The organism is Bradyrhizobium sp. TM239 (genome assembly GCF_036247985.1).
Lineage (GTDB): Bacteria > Pseudomonadota > Alphaproteobacteria > Rhizobiales > Xanthobacteraceae > Bradyrhizobium > Bradyrhizobium ottawaense.
On sequence record NZ_BTIR01000008.1, the window covers coordinates 443621 to 459550 of the forward strand.

The 15930-nt window shown below is 65.1% G+C and carries 14 protein-coding genes and 1 pseudogene; all 15 read right to left on the reverse strand.

What is annotated here, in order from left to right; genetic code table 11:
- Window positions 1-125: 125 nt before the first annotated feature.
- A complete protein-coding gene (locus AABA84_RS15850) occupies window positions 126-392 on the reverse strand; it encodes a DUF3892 domain-containing protein (protein ID WP_338312471.1) in 267 nt (88 codons plus the stop codon).
- A 104-nt stretch (window positions 393-496) separates the two neighbouring features.
- A complete protein-coding gene (locus AABA84_RS15855; RefSeq protein WP_338312472.1) occupies window positions 497-679 on the reverse strand; it encodes a hypothetical protein in 183 nt (60 codons plus the stop codon).
- Window positions 680-801: 122 nt separating this feature from the next.
- Window positions 802-1626 (reverse strand): annotated as a pseudogene (locus AABA84_RS15860) (IS5 family transposase).
- A gap of 378 nt (window positions 1627-2004) precedes the next feature.
- A complete protein-coding gene (locus AABA84_RS15865) occupies window positions 2005-2328 on the reverse strand; it encodes a hypothetical protein (RefSeq protein ID WP_212249705.1) in 324 nt (107 codons plus the stop codon).
- A 241-nt stretch (window positions 2329-2569) separates the two neighbouring features.
- On the reverse strand, window positions 2570-2887 hold the full coding sequence (locus AABA84_RS15870) for a hypothetical protein (protein WP_212249435.1): 318 nt from the start codon (window positions 2885-2887) through the stop codon (window positions 2570-2572).
- Between the two features lie 391 nt (window positions 2888-3278).
- The gene (gene ilvD / locus AABA84_RS15875; protein ID WP_212249436.1) at window positions 3279-5129 is read right to left on the reverse strand and encodes a dihydroxy-acid dehydratase; all 1851 of its coding nucleotides are present in this window, start codon (window positions 5127-5129) and stop codon (window positions 3279-3281) included.
- Window positions 5130-5426: 297 nt separating this feature from the next.
- Window positions 5427-6287, reverse strand: coding sequence for an ABC transporter permease (locus AABA84_RS15880; protein WP_338312473.1), 861 nt, complete (start codon window positions 6285-6287; stop codon window positions 5427-5429).
- On the reverse strand, window positions 6284-7213 hold the full coding sequence (locus AABA84_RS15885; protein ID WP_212249706.1) for an ABC transporter permease: 930 nt from the start codon (window positions 7211-7213) through the stop codon (window positions 6284-6286). The genes AABA84_RS15880 and AABA84_RS15885 overlap by 4 nt, the downstream gene beginning before the upstream one ends.
- On the reverse strand, window positions 7213-8199 hold the full coding sequence (locus AABA84_RS15890) for an ABC transporter ATP-binding protein (protein WP_338312474.1): 987 nt from the start codon (window positions 8197-8199) through the stop codon (window positions 7213-7215). Before AABA84_RS15890 ends, AABA84_RS15885 begins: the two co-directional genes overlap by 1 nt.
- Complete coding sequence (locus AABA84_RS15895; protein ID WP_338312475.1) at window positions 8196-9179, reverse strand: ABC transporter ATP-binding protein; 984 nt, start codon at window positions 9177-9179, stop codon at window positions 8196-8198. Before AABA84_RS15895 ends, AABA84_RS15890 begins: the two co-directional genes overlap by 4 nt.
- A gap of 1 nt (window position 9180) precedes the next feature.
- Window positions 9181-10818, reverse strand: a complete 1638-nt coding sequence (locus tag AABA84_RS15900) for an ABC transporter substrate-binding protein (RefSeq protein ID WP_338312476.1) — start codon at window positions 10816-10818, stop codon at window positions 9181-9183.
- A 23-nt stretch (window positions 10819-10841) separates the two neighbouring features.
- On the reverse strand, window positions 10842-11657 hold the full coding sequence (locus AABA84_RS15905; protein ID WP_212249441.1) for a sugar phosphate isomerase/epimerase family protein: 816 nt from the start codon (window positions 11655-11657) through the stop codon (window positions 10842-10844).
- A gap of 450 nt (window positions 11658-12107) precedes the next feature.
- Window positions 12108-13331, reverse strand: a complete 1224-nt coding sequence (locus tag AABA84_RS15910) for a DUF1236 domain-containing protein (RefSeq protein ID WP_338312477.1) — start codon at window positions 13329-13331, stop codon at window positions 12108-12110.
- A 91-nt stretch (window positions 13332-13422) separates the two neighbouring features.
- A complete protein-coding gene (locus AABA84_RS15915) occupies window positions 13423-13803 on the reverse strand; it encodes a GrlR family regulatory protein (RefSeq protein ID WP_338312478.1) in 381 nt (126 codons plus the stop codon).
- A 32-nt stretch (window positions 13804-13835) separates the two neighbouring features.
- Window positions 13836-15869, reverse strand: coding sequence for an NAD(+) synthase (locus tag AABA84_RS15920; protein ID WP_338308171.1), 2034 nt, complete (start codon window positions 15867-15869; stop codon window positions 13836-13838).
- Window positions 15870-15930: the final 61 nt, after the last annotated feature.

The window sequence follows — 15930 nt, forward strand, 5'->3', positions numbered from 1 at the left end:
ACGATCAGCAAATAGAAGCCGGAAACGATCTTCAGAAACATAGCCATCGGCGCCCCCCTGGCTGCAGTCATTCAACCGCAATCAAAGCGAGTGCGCAAGTCGCTGGCTTCAACGAGACGCGTGGGTTATGGGCACTCAGGTAAAGCCAAAAGGTTATCGTTGTAATATCCGTCAGCGTGCGTCCTGACGTATTTGCCGTTTGCCCCCTGAACGACACCAACGTCGGCTCGCTTGTCATTCACGAGCGTATAAAAGGTGTGAGTGCCCGCCTCGATCCAATTGATCACACTTTGCCGCGTCCATTTCCCGGTCGAATTTCCGAGATGTGTGATCCCCTCATGTGGGTCGTTCCTAGGCTGCTTATTGATGCACGTCACTTGAACATCGGCCATGAAAATTCCCCCTCTTCAAAATGCAGCGACTAAATCGCAACCTGAGGGCGAGTGCAAGTCACAGTGCACTGCACATATACTAAGGGAGGATAAAAGCGGCCAGATCAGATGCTGAAGGATCCAGGGTGCAGCTTCGTCCGGTCGCCAGTGAGCTGCTCAACACAATTGTCGATCGCATCGACGAGCTGCCGACTTGGGCCGCGCGTCTTCTCGCTGATGAGATAGCGACAGAGCCGGTTCAATTCGTTTAGCTCGGCCGGCCCGTCGGCGGTGTCACCGCTCTGCATGGCAATATCGCAAATGCGGCTTGCAGATCAGGCTTCTCCAGATTGTGGTAGCGAGGGGTAAGGCGCTTCATAAAATCGCTATGCCACCTTAGAGCCTGACTCAAAAAGGCGCGTAGACGCTTTCAGGGTGCGGCCAGGTGGCGAATTAGGAGCCTCAGATGGGCGGCAAGCAGCCAGGCGAGCTCGGTGGCGGCAGAGCCTTCGAAGTCTTTCGAAAGGCGCCGGCATCTGCCGAGCCATCCAAAGCTAAGCTCGACGACCCAGCGCCTGGGCAGGAGCTGGAAGCCTTTGACGCCGTGCGGTCGTTCGACGATCTCGATCGTCCACGGTCCGCAGCCTGAGAGTGCGTTGACGAGCTGTTTGCCGCGATATATCCGATCGGCAAAGACATGCTCAAGCCGCGGGAAACGGCCTCGCAAGTCCTTCAACAAGGGAACGGCACCGTGGACATCCTGAATATTGGCGGGATGAACATATGCAGCCAGCAACAGACCGTTGGTATCGGTCACGATATGGCGCTTACGCCCATGGAGGCGCTTGCGGCATCGAATCCGCGTGGTCCGCCGGCCTCGGTCGTCGAGGCGGTCTGGCTATCGATGACGGCAGCTGTCGGTTTGGGCTTTCGTCCCAGTTGCCGGCGCGCCTTCCGAACCAACGCTTCGACGATCTCCTGCCATCTGCCCGTGTCGCGCCAAGCGTAAAAATAGCCCTGCACCGTCGAGTATGGCGGGAACTCTTTCGGCAAGGCTCGCCATTGGCAGCCACTCCACAGGACATAGAAGATCGCCTGCACGATCTCGCGCAGATCGAACCTCCCGCGGCCGGCCCAATCGCTGCCGCCGCGGCATCTTTCGGGCGATCAACGCCCACTCGGCATCGGTCAGGTCGCTTCGTAACGCAGTCCACCGCGCTGATACTTGGATACGAGCGGCTTTGGTCCACGGCATTGTGTCCTCCCTCGAATCTTTGCAAATCCGAAGGAATCACAAGCCCTCCAAAGCCGCTCACCCTTTCCGGTCAGGCTCTTAGGATGAAGCCTCAAACTTCCGAAAGTGATCGTTATTCAATTTGATGGTGCATCCATCAGCAACCAAAACGCGAGTGCGAGACGTGGCGCCACAAAAGGCGATAGGGCTTAAGTCGCCTTCCGCAGCCATGGACACGTCCGTGCGACGGTGATTGCAAGCCCAAAAGCCGGCTATGCGAACGCCTTTAGGCGTTAGAAACTACGGTATAGTCTCAAACATAAGCCGTCTGCCAGCAGCAAAAGCAAAAACGGCGCCCCGTGAGGAGCGCCGCATGGAATTGTTGGTAGCTCGGTCGGCTCAGTACCCGCAGGACGCACAGCCCATCTGCACCGGGGCGTAATAGGAATAGCCGGGCGAGACCATCTCGACGCGCTGGCGCGTGGCGTATTGCGGCGGGATGCGCTCGTACTGGACGCTCGGCGGCGCGACCATCACGGTCTGCGGCACCATCACGGTGCGATACTGCGCCGGCGAGCGGTGCGCCACAACGGAGCCCGGCGAGACCATCACGGTCTCGTCGACGGTGCGGTATTGCGGCTGCACGTATTGCTGCTGATAGCAGGTCTGGCACGGCGGCGGTGCGTAGCAATTGTAGCAGCCGGCGGAGGCTGCGCCCGTCATGGAAATCGCGGCGACGGCGGTGGAGAAAACGACGGCGAGAGTACGAGACATTGCGGTGGTGCCCCAGTTGCCCAAAATGGATTTGCGAAGGTCGCGCGAGTATACGCCGCAAAATCCAGGGCTGCCGAACTTCGTCGGGGCATCCTTAATGCGAACGGCCGATCGCGGCCGACCGGTAAGAACTCATTGACCACGCGCATTAACGCGAAGATCGCTCATCCGCCTCCGTCAAGGTCGAGCTTCAGCGCCTCGCTGCTCTTTCCAGAAACTCCAGCAGCGAGGGATCTGTCTCCTCGAATTCGACAAAGCGGCGGCGCAGCTCGTCTGCTATTTCTGCGGTGGCGTCTCGTGACCATCCCTCCGCGGTATTGAAGGCCACGACACGTACCGGATGGAGATATTGCCCCTCGACGAGATGTCTGAGCAGGGTCGCCCGATCGGCGTCCTCCTCGGCGGTCTCGCACCAGGCGCGGCCCATCCGCCGACCGAAATCATCGAGCACGAGATAGACGTCCCGGTCTGTCGTCATTTGCGGCACGAGCGATGGAGATTGACTCATGGCTGACTCCGCTACTGTCATCCGGACCGTTGCGGAGGGATACGGCGACCGCCTGGCCGGATTCGGAAAAAGGGGATTTCGGCTATTTTTCTTAGGATTGCACGATTAAATCAGAAAAAAACAAAAAATAAATAAAAATTAAATAGCAAAGCGAGAACAAATGCACTAAATTCACAGGGCCTGGCGGGCGAGCCCGCACGTCGGGTGCCCACTTCGCAAAGCGGCTCTCGCCTCCACCCCCCAATAGCCCACACCCCAGGAGGCGGGGGCCGTTTCTTTGCGACCCCCCGTCCCGGCCTCGCATCTCTGTCCTGCACGGCGCATTTGAGCGCTCGCGGGGGACCGCGAGCGCTCCGGAGCAATCGATTCCCGCCTGTGGCGTGTCGAGGCGCTATTTAGAGCGCCGCTTGACCTCGCGCACCGCGCCGCGCGCGGCGCTGGTGGTGAGCGCTGCGTAAGCCTGCAGCGCGGTCGAGACGTTGCGCTTGCGGCCCACCGCCTGCCAGGCGGTATCACCCTTGGCCTCTTCCGCGGCACGCCGCTGGGCGAGCTCCTCGTCGGAGACCTCGAGCGTGATGCTGCGGTTCGGGATGTCGATGGCAATGCGGTCGCCGGTCCGCACCAGGCCGATGTTGCCGCCCTCGGCGGCTTCCGGCGAGAGATGGCCAATCGACAGGCCGGAGGAGCCGCCGGAGAAGCGGCCGTCGGTGACGAGCGCGCAGGCTTTGCCGAGGCCCATCGATTTCAGATAGCTCGTGGGATAGAGCATCTCCTGCATGCCCGGACCGCCACGCGGGCCTTCGTAGATGATGACCACGACTTCACCTGCGACGACCTTCCCACCCAGAATGCCCTCGACGGCGGCGTCCTGGCTTTCGAACACGCGCGCGGGGCCCGAGAATGTCAGGATCGAGGCGTCGACACCGGCCGTCTTCACAATGCAGCCGTCCTGCGCGAGGTTGCCGTAGAGCACGGCGAGGCCGCCGTCCTTGCTGAAGGCGTGTTCGAGATTGCGCACCACGCCCTTCTCGCGATCGGCGTCGAGCTCGTCGTAGCGGCGCTCCTGGCTGAAGGCGACCTGGGTCGGGATGCCGCCCGGCGAGGCGCGGAAGAAGGTGCGGACCGCCTCGCTCTTGGAGCGCTTGATATCCCAGCGCTCCAGCGCCTCGTTCATGGTCGGCGCATGCACGGTCGAGACCGAGGTGTCGATCAGGCCGGCGCGATCGAGCTCGCCCAGAATGCCCATGATGCCGCCGGCGCGATGCACGTCCTCGACGTGCACGTCGGCGACTGACGGCGCGACCTTGCACAGCACGGGCACGCGGCGCGACAGCCGGTCGATGTCTTGCATGGTGAATTTGACCTCGCCTTCATGGGCGGCGGCGAGCAAATGCAGCACGGTGTTGGTCGAGCCGCCCATCGCGATGTCGAGCGTCATGGCGTTCTCGAACGCCTTGAAGTTAGCGACGTTGCGCGGCAGCACGGATGCATCGTCCTGCTCGTAATAGCGGCGGACGAGATCGACGATGGTGTGGCCGGCCTCGACGAACAGACGCTTGCGGTCGGCATGGGTTGCCACCACCGTGCCGTTGCCGGGCAGCGCGAGGCCGAGCGCCTCGGTCAGGCAGTTCATGGAGTTGGCGGTGAACATGCCCGAGCAGGAGCCGCAGGTCGGGCACGCCGAGCGCTCGATCACCTTGACGTCGTCGTCGCTGACCTTGCTATCGGCCGCGGCGACCATGGCGTCGATGAGGTCGACGGCCTTGGTCTTGCCCTGCAGCTTGACCTTGCCGGCCTCCATCGGCCCGCCGGAAACAAACACGGCGGGGATGTTGAGCCGCAGCGCGGCCATCAGCATGCCGGGCGTGATCTTGTCGCAGTTGGAGATGCAGACGAGGCCGTCGGCGCAATGCGCGTTGGCCATGTACTCGACGCTGTCGGCGATGAGCTCGCGCGACGGCAAGCTGTAGAGCATGCCGTCATGGCCCATGGCGATGCCGTCGTCGACCGCGATGGTGTTGAACTCCTTGGCGACGCCGCCGGCCTGCTCGATCTCGCGGGCGACCAGTTGGCCGAGGTCCTTGAGGTGGACGTGACCCGGCACGAACTGGGTGAAGGAGTTGACGACCGCGATGATCGGCTTGCCGAAATCGCCGTCCTTCATTCCGGTCGCGCGCCAGAGGCCGCGGGCGCCCGCCATGTTGCGGCCGTGAGTGGTGGTGCGGGAGCGATAGGCTGGCATGGCGGTTTCCGTCCTCGGTTTGACCGGCCGGGCGGGAAAATGTGGTGCCGCCTCAGGCCTTTGTGGCCGGATAGCGCACGCGGGGAACGCGCGCAACGGGAACTTGGGGCGGACAGGGCTCCCCTGCTCCCGGCGCGGGGTTTTCGGCGCCTAGCCTACCTCTCTCCGTCATTCCGGGGCGATGCGCAGCATCCAACCCGGAATCCATCGGGCGGCAGCACCCGCGGGACAATGGATTCCGGGCTCGCGCCTTCGGCGCGCCCCGGAATGACGGCGGATGATCCCGAGGCGCATCCGTTACTGCAACGTCGGATCGAGCCGGTCGCGCAGCCAGTCGCCGATCACGGAGACGGCCAGCGTGGTCACGACGATGGTGGTGGCCGGCGCCAGCATGATCCAGGGTGCCCGGGTCAGATATTCGCGGCCGTAGCCGACCATGTTGCCGAGGCTGGTCATCGGCGGCTGCACGCCCAGACCAAGGAAGGACAGGCCCGACTCCATCAGGATCACCTCGGGGAAGACCAGGGTGGTCGAGACGATCAGGGTCGAGGCGATGTTGGGCAGGATGTGCCGGAGGTAAATCCGGGGCGGCGTCGCGCCCAGCTGACGGACCGCGGCGGCGTAGCCTTGCGCATTGGCGGAGATGGCAAGGCCGCGGGCGATGCGGGCGTAGCGCTCCCAGCCGAACATGCCCATCAGGCCGATCAAGAGCGGCAGCGAATTGCCGAAGAAGGCGAGCACCGCCAGCGCCATGATCAGGAAGGGCATGCTGGCCTGGAAGTCGGTCAGCATCAGCACAAGCTGCTCCACGGCGCCCCGAAAATGCGCGGCGAGGAAGCCGAGCGTGGTGCCGACGATCGCGGAGATGGCGGTCGCACCGAAGGCGATCAGCAGCGAGATGCGGATCGAGACCAGCAGCCGTGACAGCACGTCCCGGCCGAGTTCGTCGGTGCCGAGCCAGTGCGCGACATTGCCGGGTGCGGCGAGCCGGTTGCGCAAGTCGAGCTGGGTGAAGCCGTACGGCGCGATCTTCTCCGCGAAAGCCGCAACCACCAGCATCGCGGCGATCCAGGTGATCGCAAGCAGGACCGAGACCGGGATCGCTGGGAGATTGATGCGGCGGCCGCTGGCCGTGTCTTTCAGCGTGGCGTCGGTCATGCGTGCGCTCCTTTGGCGCGCAGCCGCGGATCGAGGAAGCCGTAGAGGAAGTCGACCACCAGGTTGGACGTAACCATGGTCATGGCGACCAGCAGCAGAATGCATTGCACGACGGCGAGGTCGCGATTGGCGACCGCAACGACAAGAAGCCGCCCTACTCCCGGCCAGGCAAACACGCTCTCGACCACGACCGCGCCCGCGATCAGCGTGCCCACCATGAAGCCCAAAATGGTGACGGTCGGGATCGCCGCGTTCGGCAGTGCATGCGACGTCACCACCTTGCGCCACGGCACCCCCTTGGCCGAGGCCGTGCGGATATAGGGCTGGCCCAGCACCTCCAGCATGGCGCTGCGGGTGAAGCGCGCCAGCACTGCGGCACCGCCGAGGCTCAGCGTCGCAATGGGCAGGATCGCGTGGCGCCAACTGTCCTGCCCGCCCGAGGGCAGCCAGCCGAGCTGCACGGCGAACACGAGCACCAGCAGCAGCGCGAGGACGAAGCTCGGCACGGTGAAGCCGGCGACCGCCGTCATCATGACGGCGCGGTCGATTCCGGAGCCCCGGTGCAGCGCGGCGTAGATGCCGGCGGGAACGCCGAGCGCGACCTTGAAGGCGAAGGCCGGCAAGGTCAGCGCCAGCGTCGCCGGAATCCGCTCCAGCACCAGCTCGATCGCGGGCCGTCCGTCGCGCATGGAGCGGCCGAGCTCGCCCTTGGCGATGGCGCCGAAATAATCGAGATACTGAAACCAGATGGGATCATCGAGGCCCCAGGCCTTGCGGAAAGCCGCGAGCACCTCGGGCGGCGCCTCCGGTCCCAAAATCATCAGCGCGGGATCGCCTGACAGCCGCAGCACGACGAAGGCGAAGGTGACGACGAGCACGATCGTGAGTGCAGCGCGACCGATGCGAATGGCGAAGTAGCGTCCCATCACGCGGCGTCTCGCGTTTGAGCGCCCGTAACGAGATGACAGGCGACCTGCCGGTCCCCGCCGACGGTCGACAGCGCCGGCACCTCGTGTGCGCATCGGGCGATGGCGCGCGGACAACGCGGATGGAACGCGCAGCCGCCGGGGCGCGAGGCCGGGTTCGGCGGGTCGCCCGCGAGCACGATGCGGCCTGCGCTGCGGCGGCCCGGCGCTGGCGACGCCGAGACCAGCGCCTGGGTGTAGGGATGCTCGGGCCGCGCGAACAAATCGTCCGCGCTGCCGATCTCGACGATGCGGCCAAGATACATCACCGCGACGACGTTGCTGATCTGCCTGACAACGCGCAGATCGTGACTGATGAACAGCAGGGTGAGCGAGAGCTGGGCCTGGAGATCGCAAAGCAGGTTCACCACCTGCGCCTGGATCGAGACGTCGAGCGCGCTGACCGGCTCGTCGCAGACCAGGAAATCCGGTTTTGTGGCGAGCGCCCGCGCCAGCACGATGCGCTGACGCTGGCCTCCCGACAGCGCGCCCGGATAACGCGCGCCATGCGCAGGCGTCAGTTCGACCGCGCGCAGCAGTTCGCGGACGCGCTCCTCGCGCATCGTGGGTGTGCCGACGCCGTGGATGTCGAGGGGCTCGCGGATTTGCGCTGCGACCGGCAAACGCCGGTCCAGCGCGCCCAGCGGGTCCTGGAAGATCATCTGCATGCGTGCCCGCTCTGCGCGCCACGCGGCCGTTCCGGTCGCCGCCATCGGCTTGCCGTCGAACCTCACCTCGCCGCTATCGGGCGGCTCGAGGCCGAGCACGATGCGCCCGGTGGTCGACTTGCCGGAACCGGACTCGCCGACGAGGCCCAGCGTCTGGCCCTTCGCAATCGTGAGCGACACACCGTCGACCGCGTGGACGGCCGTGCTGCGACCGAACATGCCGGAGCGCATGCTGTAGCTGCGCATGATCGACGACACCTCGACGAGCGGCGGGCTCATTCGGCCGCGATCCCGAGCAGCGCGCGGCGCGAGGCTTCGGCGCGGATGCAGGCGACAGCCCGATCATCGGCGATGGGCGCCAGACTCGGCGCGGAAACGCCGCACGCCTCGGCCGCCATCGCACAACGCGGCGCGAAGGCGCAGCCGACGGGCATGTGCGCGGGATCGGGCACCGTCCCGGGAATGGCGACAAGACGCCGCCGCGGCCCGTCGAGCGGCGGCAGCGCGCCGATCAAGCCCTGGGCATAGGGATGCACGGGATCGGCGAAGAGCTGGTTGGCCGGCGCTTCTTCCACAATGCGGCCGGCGTACATCACCGCAACGCGGTCGCAATTCTCGGCGACGACGCCGAGATCGTGGCTGATCAGCACCATCGCCATGTTCATCTCGCGGCGGATTGTGGAGAGCAGCTCCAGAATTTGCGCCTGGATGGTGGCATCGAGCGCGGTGGTCGGCTCGTCCGCGATCAAGAGGTCCGGATTTCCGGCGAGCGCCATCGCGATCATGATGCGCTGGACCTGGCCGCCGGAGAACTCGTGCGGATAGGCCTCTAGCCGCCGCACCGCATCGGGAATGCCGACGAGATCGAGCAGCCGTCGCGCTTCCGCCTTCACGGCGCTGCTTTGGAGATCACGATGCAGCGCCAGCGCTTCACAGAGCTGCCTGCGGATGGTCAAGACCGGGTTGAGCGCGCTCGCCGGATCCTGGAAGATCATGGCGACGCGCCCGCCCCGCACCGTGTCGAGCTCGGCTGCCGCCGCGCCCAGGATCTCGCGTCCGTCGAGCCGCACCGAGCCCGAGACCTTGGCATGCCGTGGCAACAGCCCGAGCGCGGCAAGCCAGGTCACCGACTTGCCCGATCCGGACTCGCCGACGAGGCCGAGCGCCTCGCCCTTGCCAAGAGCGAGATCGACGCCGCGCAGGACCGGCACGCCGCTGAAGGCGACGCTCAGGCCCGCAATGCTGACCAGTGGTGACACCTCAGGCCTCGAAATTGCCGGCGCGGAAATCCATCGCGAACGCCGGCGAGGCCTTCCACTTGATCGACTTCGGCTTGGCCGTGAAGGTCGCGTTCTGGTGCAGCACCGTGTAGGCGGGGTCTTCGCGCTCGGCGATCTCCAACATGCGACGGAACGCCTTCTTGCGGGCGGCACGGTCGGTCGAGGTCTCCAGGAACTCCGAGAGCTTGTTCAGCTCGACATTGGTCCATTCGCCGATCTGCTGCTGCTGGCCATTCGGCCCGTGCTGGGCGACCAGCGACGAAACCGGATCGTTGAAGGCGGCCGAGTTCGACCAGTCGCGCACGGCGCGGCTCGGCGCGCGCTCCATGATCTGCGACCAGTTCTCCTTGGTCTCGATCTGGACGTTGAGGCCGACCGACTTCCACATCTCGACCAGCACCTGCGCGGTCGCGACCTGGTTGGTGTAGTAATTGTTGAGCAGGCGGTACGGAATCGGATCGCCCTTGTAATTGGCCTGCTTCAGCAGATCCTGCGCCAGCTTCGGATCATAGGCCGGCACGCTCCAGTCGGCGTTGAACATGTCGCCGTAGAATTCCCATTGCAGGCCCTTCGGCACGCGGGTGCGGCCGGCCCACAGGCTGTCGACGATGGCCTGGCGATCGATCGCGTGGGTGAAGGCGCGGCGCACCAGCGGATTGGCGAGCTGGGCGTGGTTCTTGTCGAACACGGTCAGGCGGTGATTGAGGATGGTGCCGCCCTGCACTTCGAACGCGGCGTTCTTCTCGATGCCGGCGATCTGGTCCGGCGGGATGTCGCAGGCGAACTGGTACTCGCCCGAGAGCAGCCCGTTGATGCGGCTGGCAACCTCCGGCACTTCCAGGAAGCGGATGCGCTTGAGCGGCGGACGACCGCCCCAATATTCGTCGTGCGCTTCGAGCGTCAGCGACACGTCGGGCTTGAGCTCGACGACCTTGTAGGGGCCGGTCGTCACAGGCTTGCGCGCCCAGTCGAGGTAGCTCGCGGATTCGTCCCAGGCGCGGCGATTCATGATGTCGGAGCCGTAGCGCGACAGCCGGCCCTCGATCGTGACGTCGGGCGTCGCGTTGTAGAAGCGCACCGTGTACTTGTCGATCGCATCGACGCGCACGAGGTCCGGCCAGATCCGGCGTGCGACCGCGGGAACGTCGGGCGGCAATTCCTTGCCCGGCCGCGGTGTCGGGATCTTCTCGAAGGCCTGGATGGTCGAGCGGCTCTTGGCCTCGGTCTCGCCGAACATGCGCTCGCGGCTGAAGGTGAAGACGACGTCTTCGGCCGTCAGCTCGTCGCCGTTGTGGAACTTGACGCCCTGGCGAAGCTTCACCTCGACGGTCTGGTCGTCGATGCGCCGCCACTCGGTGGCAAGGCCGGGCACGGCCTCGAGGCTGCCGCGCCAGTTCTTGGAGATCAGGCCCTCCCAGATCGAGGAGAAGAACACGCGTTCGCCGACATTGGACTGCTCGCGCAGCACGTCGAGCACGTTCGCATTCGTCACCTTCTGCACGGCGATCGTCACCGACGGACGGTTGTCGCCCTGCGAGATCGCAAAACGCGGCAGCAGCAGCGTACCTGCGGCGGCGCCGCCGGTTTTCAGGATGGTGCGACGGGTGAATTTGCTCATGGCGGTAGCCCCAGATGATGCGGTTATTCGGCGAGACCGAGCGCGGCGAGATGGGCTGCGCCGGCGCGGACGTCGTCGTGGTTGCGGAGTTCGAGGATCAGCCGCGGGTTGGAATTCAGCCGTCCCAGGGAACGGAACACGGCGACCCAGGGGATGTTGCCTTCGCCCGGCGCCCAGTGCCGGTCGGCAAAGCCGTCGGTGTCCTGCAGATGCACATGGGTCAGCATGTCGCCAGCGGTCTCGACGTAATAGTCGACCGGCGGCGCGCCGGTGGAGATGTGGGCGTAGTTGGCGTGCCCGGTGTCGAGCGAAACGCGGACCTTGGCGCTTTCCAGCGCCCTGGCGAGGCGCACCCGGTCGCGCGGATCCTTGTCCTCGATGTTCTCGATGACGATCTCGCAGCCGATGGTCTCGGCGCGCGCGATCACCTCGGCGAGCGTCGCCTTGACGCGCTCGACGAGGTTGCCGCGATTGTCCGGATAAAGATCGAGATTGTTGTGGTCCCAGGTCGTGAACGGCGAATGGATCACCATCTGCGTCGCGCCGAGGAATTCGGCGGCGTCGAGGCCCTGAAGCAGGCGCTTGGTCACGGCCTGGCGGATCATGGGATCGTGGCTGTCAATCTTGAAGCCCCAGAACGGGCCGTGGATGCCGAGCCGGCCGGTATGGCCCGAGAGCATCTGCTTGATCTCGCCGGCCGTGCTGCGCCAGTCGCTATCGAGCAGATCGGCGCGGAAGAAATCCTGGATTTCGAGATCGCGCTGCCGGTCGAGAAGCCAGTCGCGATGCGCGGGGATAGATTTGATGGACAATGCGGCGCCCAACACCGGCTTCGACATGGCTTGCTCCTTGGCTGTCGGCGATGACAGGGAGCAGCGCTAGACCAGTTCAATGACAGGCCCGTGAAATCGAGGTTCAGCAGCGCCGCGGAGATGTGGACATCCTGCCGATCGCGTGCGGTAGATCAGGCCACGGCGATCAGACCACCGATGCAGAACGGGCACATGGCAAGCGGCATCTGTGTCCGTAGTGATCCGGAATAGAATCCTATCGCGATGTCACGTACATCGCGTGCATCGATCGGCGGCCACTTCCACGGGCATCACCCTCTGATCGCGCTACATGGGGTTGGGGGACCACATGGGGCGGGGGATTGAAGGCTGGGGCAAGGTGACGAGGTCCGGACTCCTAGGCACTCCGGACCTCGAAACTTTCAGATTGAACGCAGCAACGCGCCGTCCGGTTGGGGCATCCGGGCGGCGCGTTGTCGTTTCAGCGTCGTCTTTCGATCAGCGCGTCTGCGGCTCGATCGTCACCGTGCAGTCGCCCTGCCCTTGCGTCGCGACCACGATATTGCCGGCGGCCGCCCCGAGGGCGACCGGTGCGGACGAGCTGCCGTCCGGCATCTGAACCATCACGCTCAGCGAATCCGTGCGCGCGGTCGAGCCGACAGTTGACGGCTCTGCTTCGGCGACATTGCCCGATGCATCACGCCGCATGATCCGGCAATTCACGCTATTGCCCGTCGCGCTGCCGGCGGCTGCCACGTTCGACGAGGCAGCGCCGCCCATCTGCGCGCGGGCTCGCGACGGATCGCGCGGCACCTGGCTGACGATGCGATGCGTCCGCGGCTCCACGATGACGACGTCGTCATCGGTCGCGAAATACTCGTAATCCCGATATTGGGGCTCGATCGAGACGATCTCGGGCGGCAGCCGGTACAGTCGCACGCGCGAGGGAATCGCCTCGCCCACCCGGATCGAAATGTTCAGGTTGCGCTCCGGCTGCGCCAACCGCGCGCGGCTCACCGTTTCAGACATCCGCACCTGCTTCTCGGTGGTCACGCTGGTCTGCTGACCAACCTGCGTGTTGGTCTGGGTGGTCTGATTGGCTTGATTGGTCTGCGTACCGGAAGGCACGGTTTGCGCATTGTTGGTCGGAGCCGCGCGGTTCGTGTCCGTCGCGGTGGCAGGCCGGCTGTTCTGTTGCGCCGGCGGTTGCTCGGCCGCATTGCGCGGAGGCTGGTTCTGGTTGCGCTCGTTCTGCTGGCCAGCCGGACCGGACTTGGACTTCTCGGACTCGGCCGTTGATTTCTGCGGCGCGGACTTGTCCTGCTTCGTCTCGGCGCTGCTCTTGCCGGTCTCGCGACCTTGTTTCGTCGTGTCGGCTTCTCGGTTGCGATCTCGCGATGGCTCGCGGGAGTCTTGTGCCTGCTCCTTCGCATTGGGCTGGCCGCGTTCGGTGGCGGTGCCCGGCCGTCCTTTCTCTTCGTCTGCCCGGCGGCCGCCGCCCTTCTCCTCACGGCCGGCTCCCTGCATTTTCTCTTGTGCGCCCTGGGCGCGATCCTGGACGCGTTCTTGAGCTGCACCACCGCGCTGGGGCGCGGCGCCTTTCGCCGGTTCCTCGGTCCGTTTTGGCTCGTCTCTGCGCTCACCGGGCGCCTGGGCGTAGGCTATGCCGGACGCGAGCATGAGCCCGACGGCCGCAGTCGATAACATCAAGTGTTGACGCATGGTCCCTCTCCTCGACAATTCGCAACAACAGACGCGAACGCTCTGTAAGTGCGAAGGTTCCTGAGCAGGAACGAGGGCCGGTCACGCGGATTTACATCGCGTCCTTCAATGTGAGGCGGGCGGTGAATGTCACGCTGGTCTTGCCGACCAGTGCCATGCCTTCGACCTCGGCACCGCCTGCGGAATAGTCGCCCGAGAAGCCGCAGGTGACCTCCCTGCCGCCGAACGCAAGCGTCCTGCCGACCGCTTCGGTATGCTGATTGACGATCATGTCGCCGCGCCACTTGCCGTTTCGGAAGGTGTAGGTGCCGGTGTAGTAGAAATAGCTGTCGCCGCCCATGATGCGTCCGTCGCAGAGCACGACGACGCCCCTCGCCTGTCCGCGCTTGCCGTCGCGCATTTCGATGTCGAAGATGTAGAGGCCGTTGACGACCCTGGCCTCCTCCGCTTCCGCTCCATGCCCCGCCGACATCCGATCATCTCCCCACCGATCCGCCGCGCCCTTCAGCTCGGCACGTTCCGTTCGAGATCCTCGAGCCATGCCGCCGCGCTCGAATCCGAGGGCGCGCGCCAATCGCCGCGGGGCGACAACGAGCCGCCCGCCGAGACCTTCGGGCCGTTCGGCATCGCCGAGCGCTTGAACTGGCTGAAGGCGAAGAAGCGGCGCAGGAACACCTCGAGCCAGCGTCGGATGTCCTTGAGATCATAGGCCCTGCGCCGGTCGTTCGGGAACGCCGGCGGCCATTCGCCCTTGGCGACGTCCTTCCACGCGTGCTGCGCCATGAAGGCGATCTTGGACGGACGCATGCCGAACCGCAGCGTGTAGAACAGATTGAAATCCTGCAGCTCGTAAGGGCCGACGGATGCTTCGGTGCTCTGCGGCTTCTGGCCGGGCTCGACCGGCACCAGTTCGGGCGAGATTTCGGCCACCAGGATCGAGCCAAGCGTCCGGTTGACGTCGCCGCTGAACTGCTTCGATGCGATCACCCAGCGGATCAGATGCTGGATCAGCGTCTTCGGCACCCCAGCATTGACGTTGTAATGCGCCATCTGGTCGCCGACGCCATAGGTGCACCAGCCGAGCGCCAGCTCGGAAAGATCGCCGGTTCCGATGACGATGCCGCCGTGATGGTTGGCGAGCCGGAACAGATAGTCCGTGCGCAGGCCGGCCTGCACGTTCTCGAAGGTGACGTCGTAGACCTTCTCGCCGGTGCCGAAGGGATGGCCGATATCCTTCAGCATCTGCGTCGCCGTGGTGCGGATGTCGAGCTCCTGCCAGCTCGTCTGCAGCGCCTGCATCAGCGCCAGCGCATGGGTCTTGCTTTCGCTGCCGGTGGCAAAGCCCGGCATGGTGTAGGCCAGGATGTTCTCGCGCGGCAGGCCGAGCAGATCGACCGCCTTGGCTGCGACGATCAACGCATGGGTGGAATCAAGCCCGCCCGAGACGCCGATCACGACGCGCTTGGTGCCGGTGGCGCGCATGCGTTGCACGAGGCCGGCGACCTGGATGTTGTAGGCCTCGTAGCAATCCTGCTCGAGCAGGCTTTCGTCGCTCGGCACGAACGGAAAGCGCTCGATCTTGCGCAGGAAGCCGATGTCGGCGGCCGGCGGCTTCAGGGCGAATGTCACCTTGCGGAAAAACGCTTCACGCTGCCGGCGGTTGTCGTCGAACGTCCCCATCAGCGCACGTTCCTGCCTCAGCAGATCGAGATCGACATCAGCATAGGTGATCTGGCCGCCCTGGCGGAACCGCTCGCCCTCGGCCAGCAGCACGCCGTTCTCGTAGATCGAGGTCTGGCCGTCCCAGGCGAGATCCGTGGTCGATTCCCCTGCTCCTGCAGCCGAATAGACGTAGGCCGCGAGGCAGCGCGCCGATGTCGATTGGCACAAGAGCGCGCGCGAACGCGCACGGCCGATCGTGATCGGGCTGCCCGAGAGATTGATCAGCACGCTCGCGCCCGCAAGCGCCAGCTCCGAGGCCGGCGTCACCGGAATCCACATGTCTTCGCAGATCTCGACGCCGATGGTGAGGCCCGGAACGTCCTCGGCCGCAAACAGCAGGTCGACGCCGAACGGCGCATGCAGCCCACCGAACGCAATCGTCTCCCCGACCATGCCGGCGCCGGAAGCGAAATGCCGGCCCTCGTAGAATTCGCGGTAGGTCGGCAGATAGGTCTTCGGCACCACGCCGAGGATGTTGCCGCGGTGAATGACGACGGCACAATTGTAGATGCGATGACCAAAGCGCAGCGGCGCCCCGACGATCAAAACCGTCATCAGTCCCGCGGAGGCTTCCACGATTCCCGCCAGGCCGCGCTCGACCGCATCGAGCAGCGGGTCCTGCTTGACGAGGTCTTCGATCGCATAACCGGACAGGCACAGCTCGGGAAACACGGCGACCGCCACCGCCTGCTCATGGCAGGCATTGGCGGCCGCCAGCACGGCCTTCGCGTTGGCCGAGGGATCGGCAACATGGGACGTGGTGACACAGGCGGCCACGCGCGCAAACCCGTGAGCGTAGATCGAGTGGAAAGTCATCGAGCGCCGTACCCTTAATCTTCGCTGCCGCAGCCGTCGGCTCCGGACCATATGTAGCCCA

Bases quoted from the DNA above. Each gene is read 5' to 3' on its own strand.
- AABA84_RS15870 (WP_212249435.1), bottom strand. From the start codon at position 2,887: ATGAGTCAATCTCCATCGCTCGTGCCGCAAATGACGACAGACCGGGAC.
- AABA84_RS15910 (WP_338312477.1), bottom strand. From the start codon at position 13,331: ATGCGTCAACACTTGATGTTATCGACTGCGGCCGTCGGGCTCATGCTC.
- AABA84_RS15890 (WP_338312474.1), bottom strand. From the start codon at position 8,199: ATGAGCCCGCCGCTCGTCGAGGTGTCGTCGATCATGCGCAGCTACAGC.
- AABA84_RS15920 (WP_338308171.1), bottom strand. From the start codon at position 15,869: ATGACTTTCCACTCGATCTACGCTCACGGGTTTGCGCGCGTGGCCGCC.
- AABA84_RS15905 (WP_212249441.1), bottom strand. From the start codon at position 11,657: ATGTCGAAGCCGGTGTTGGGCGCCGCATTGTCCATCAAATCTATCCCC.
- AABA84_RS15855 (WP_338312472.1), bottom strand. From the start codon at position 679: ATGCAGAGCGGTGACACCGCCGACGGGCCGGCCGAGCTAAACGAATTG.
- ilvD (WP_212249436.1), bottom strand. From the start codon at position 5,129: ATGCCAGCCTATCGCTCCCGCACCACCACTCACGGCCGCAACATGGCG.
- AABA84_RS15885 (WP_212249706.1), bottom strand. From the start codon at position 7,213: ATGGGACGCTACTTCGCCATTCGCATCGGTCGCGCTGCACTCACGATC.
- AABA84_RS15900 (WP_338312476.1), bottom strand. From the start codon at position 10,818: ATGAGCAAATTCACCCGTCGCACCATCCTGAAAACCGGCGGCGCCGCC.
- AABA84_RS15915 (WP_338312478.1), bottom strand. From the start codon at position 13,803: ATGTCGGCGGGGCATGGAGCGGAAGCGGAGGAGGCCAGGGTCGTCAAC.
- AABA84_RS15865 (WP_212249705.1), bottom strand. From the start codon at position 2,328: ATGACGGGCGCAGCCTCCGCCGGCTGCTACAATTGCTACGCACCGCCG.
- AABA84_RS15850 (WP_338312471.1), bottom strand. From the start codon at position 392: ATGGCCGATGTTCAAGTGACGTGCATCAATAAGCAGCCTAGGAACGAC.
- AABA84_RS15880 (WP_338312473.1), bottom strand. From the start codon at position 6,287: ATGACCGACGCCACGCTGAAAGACACGGCCAGCGGCCGCCGCATCAAT.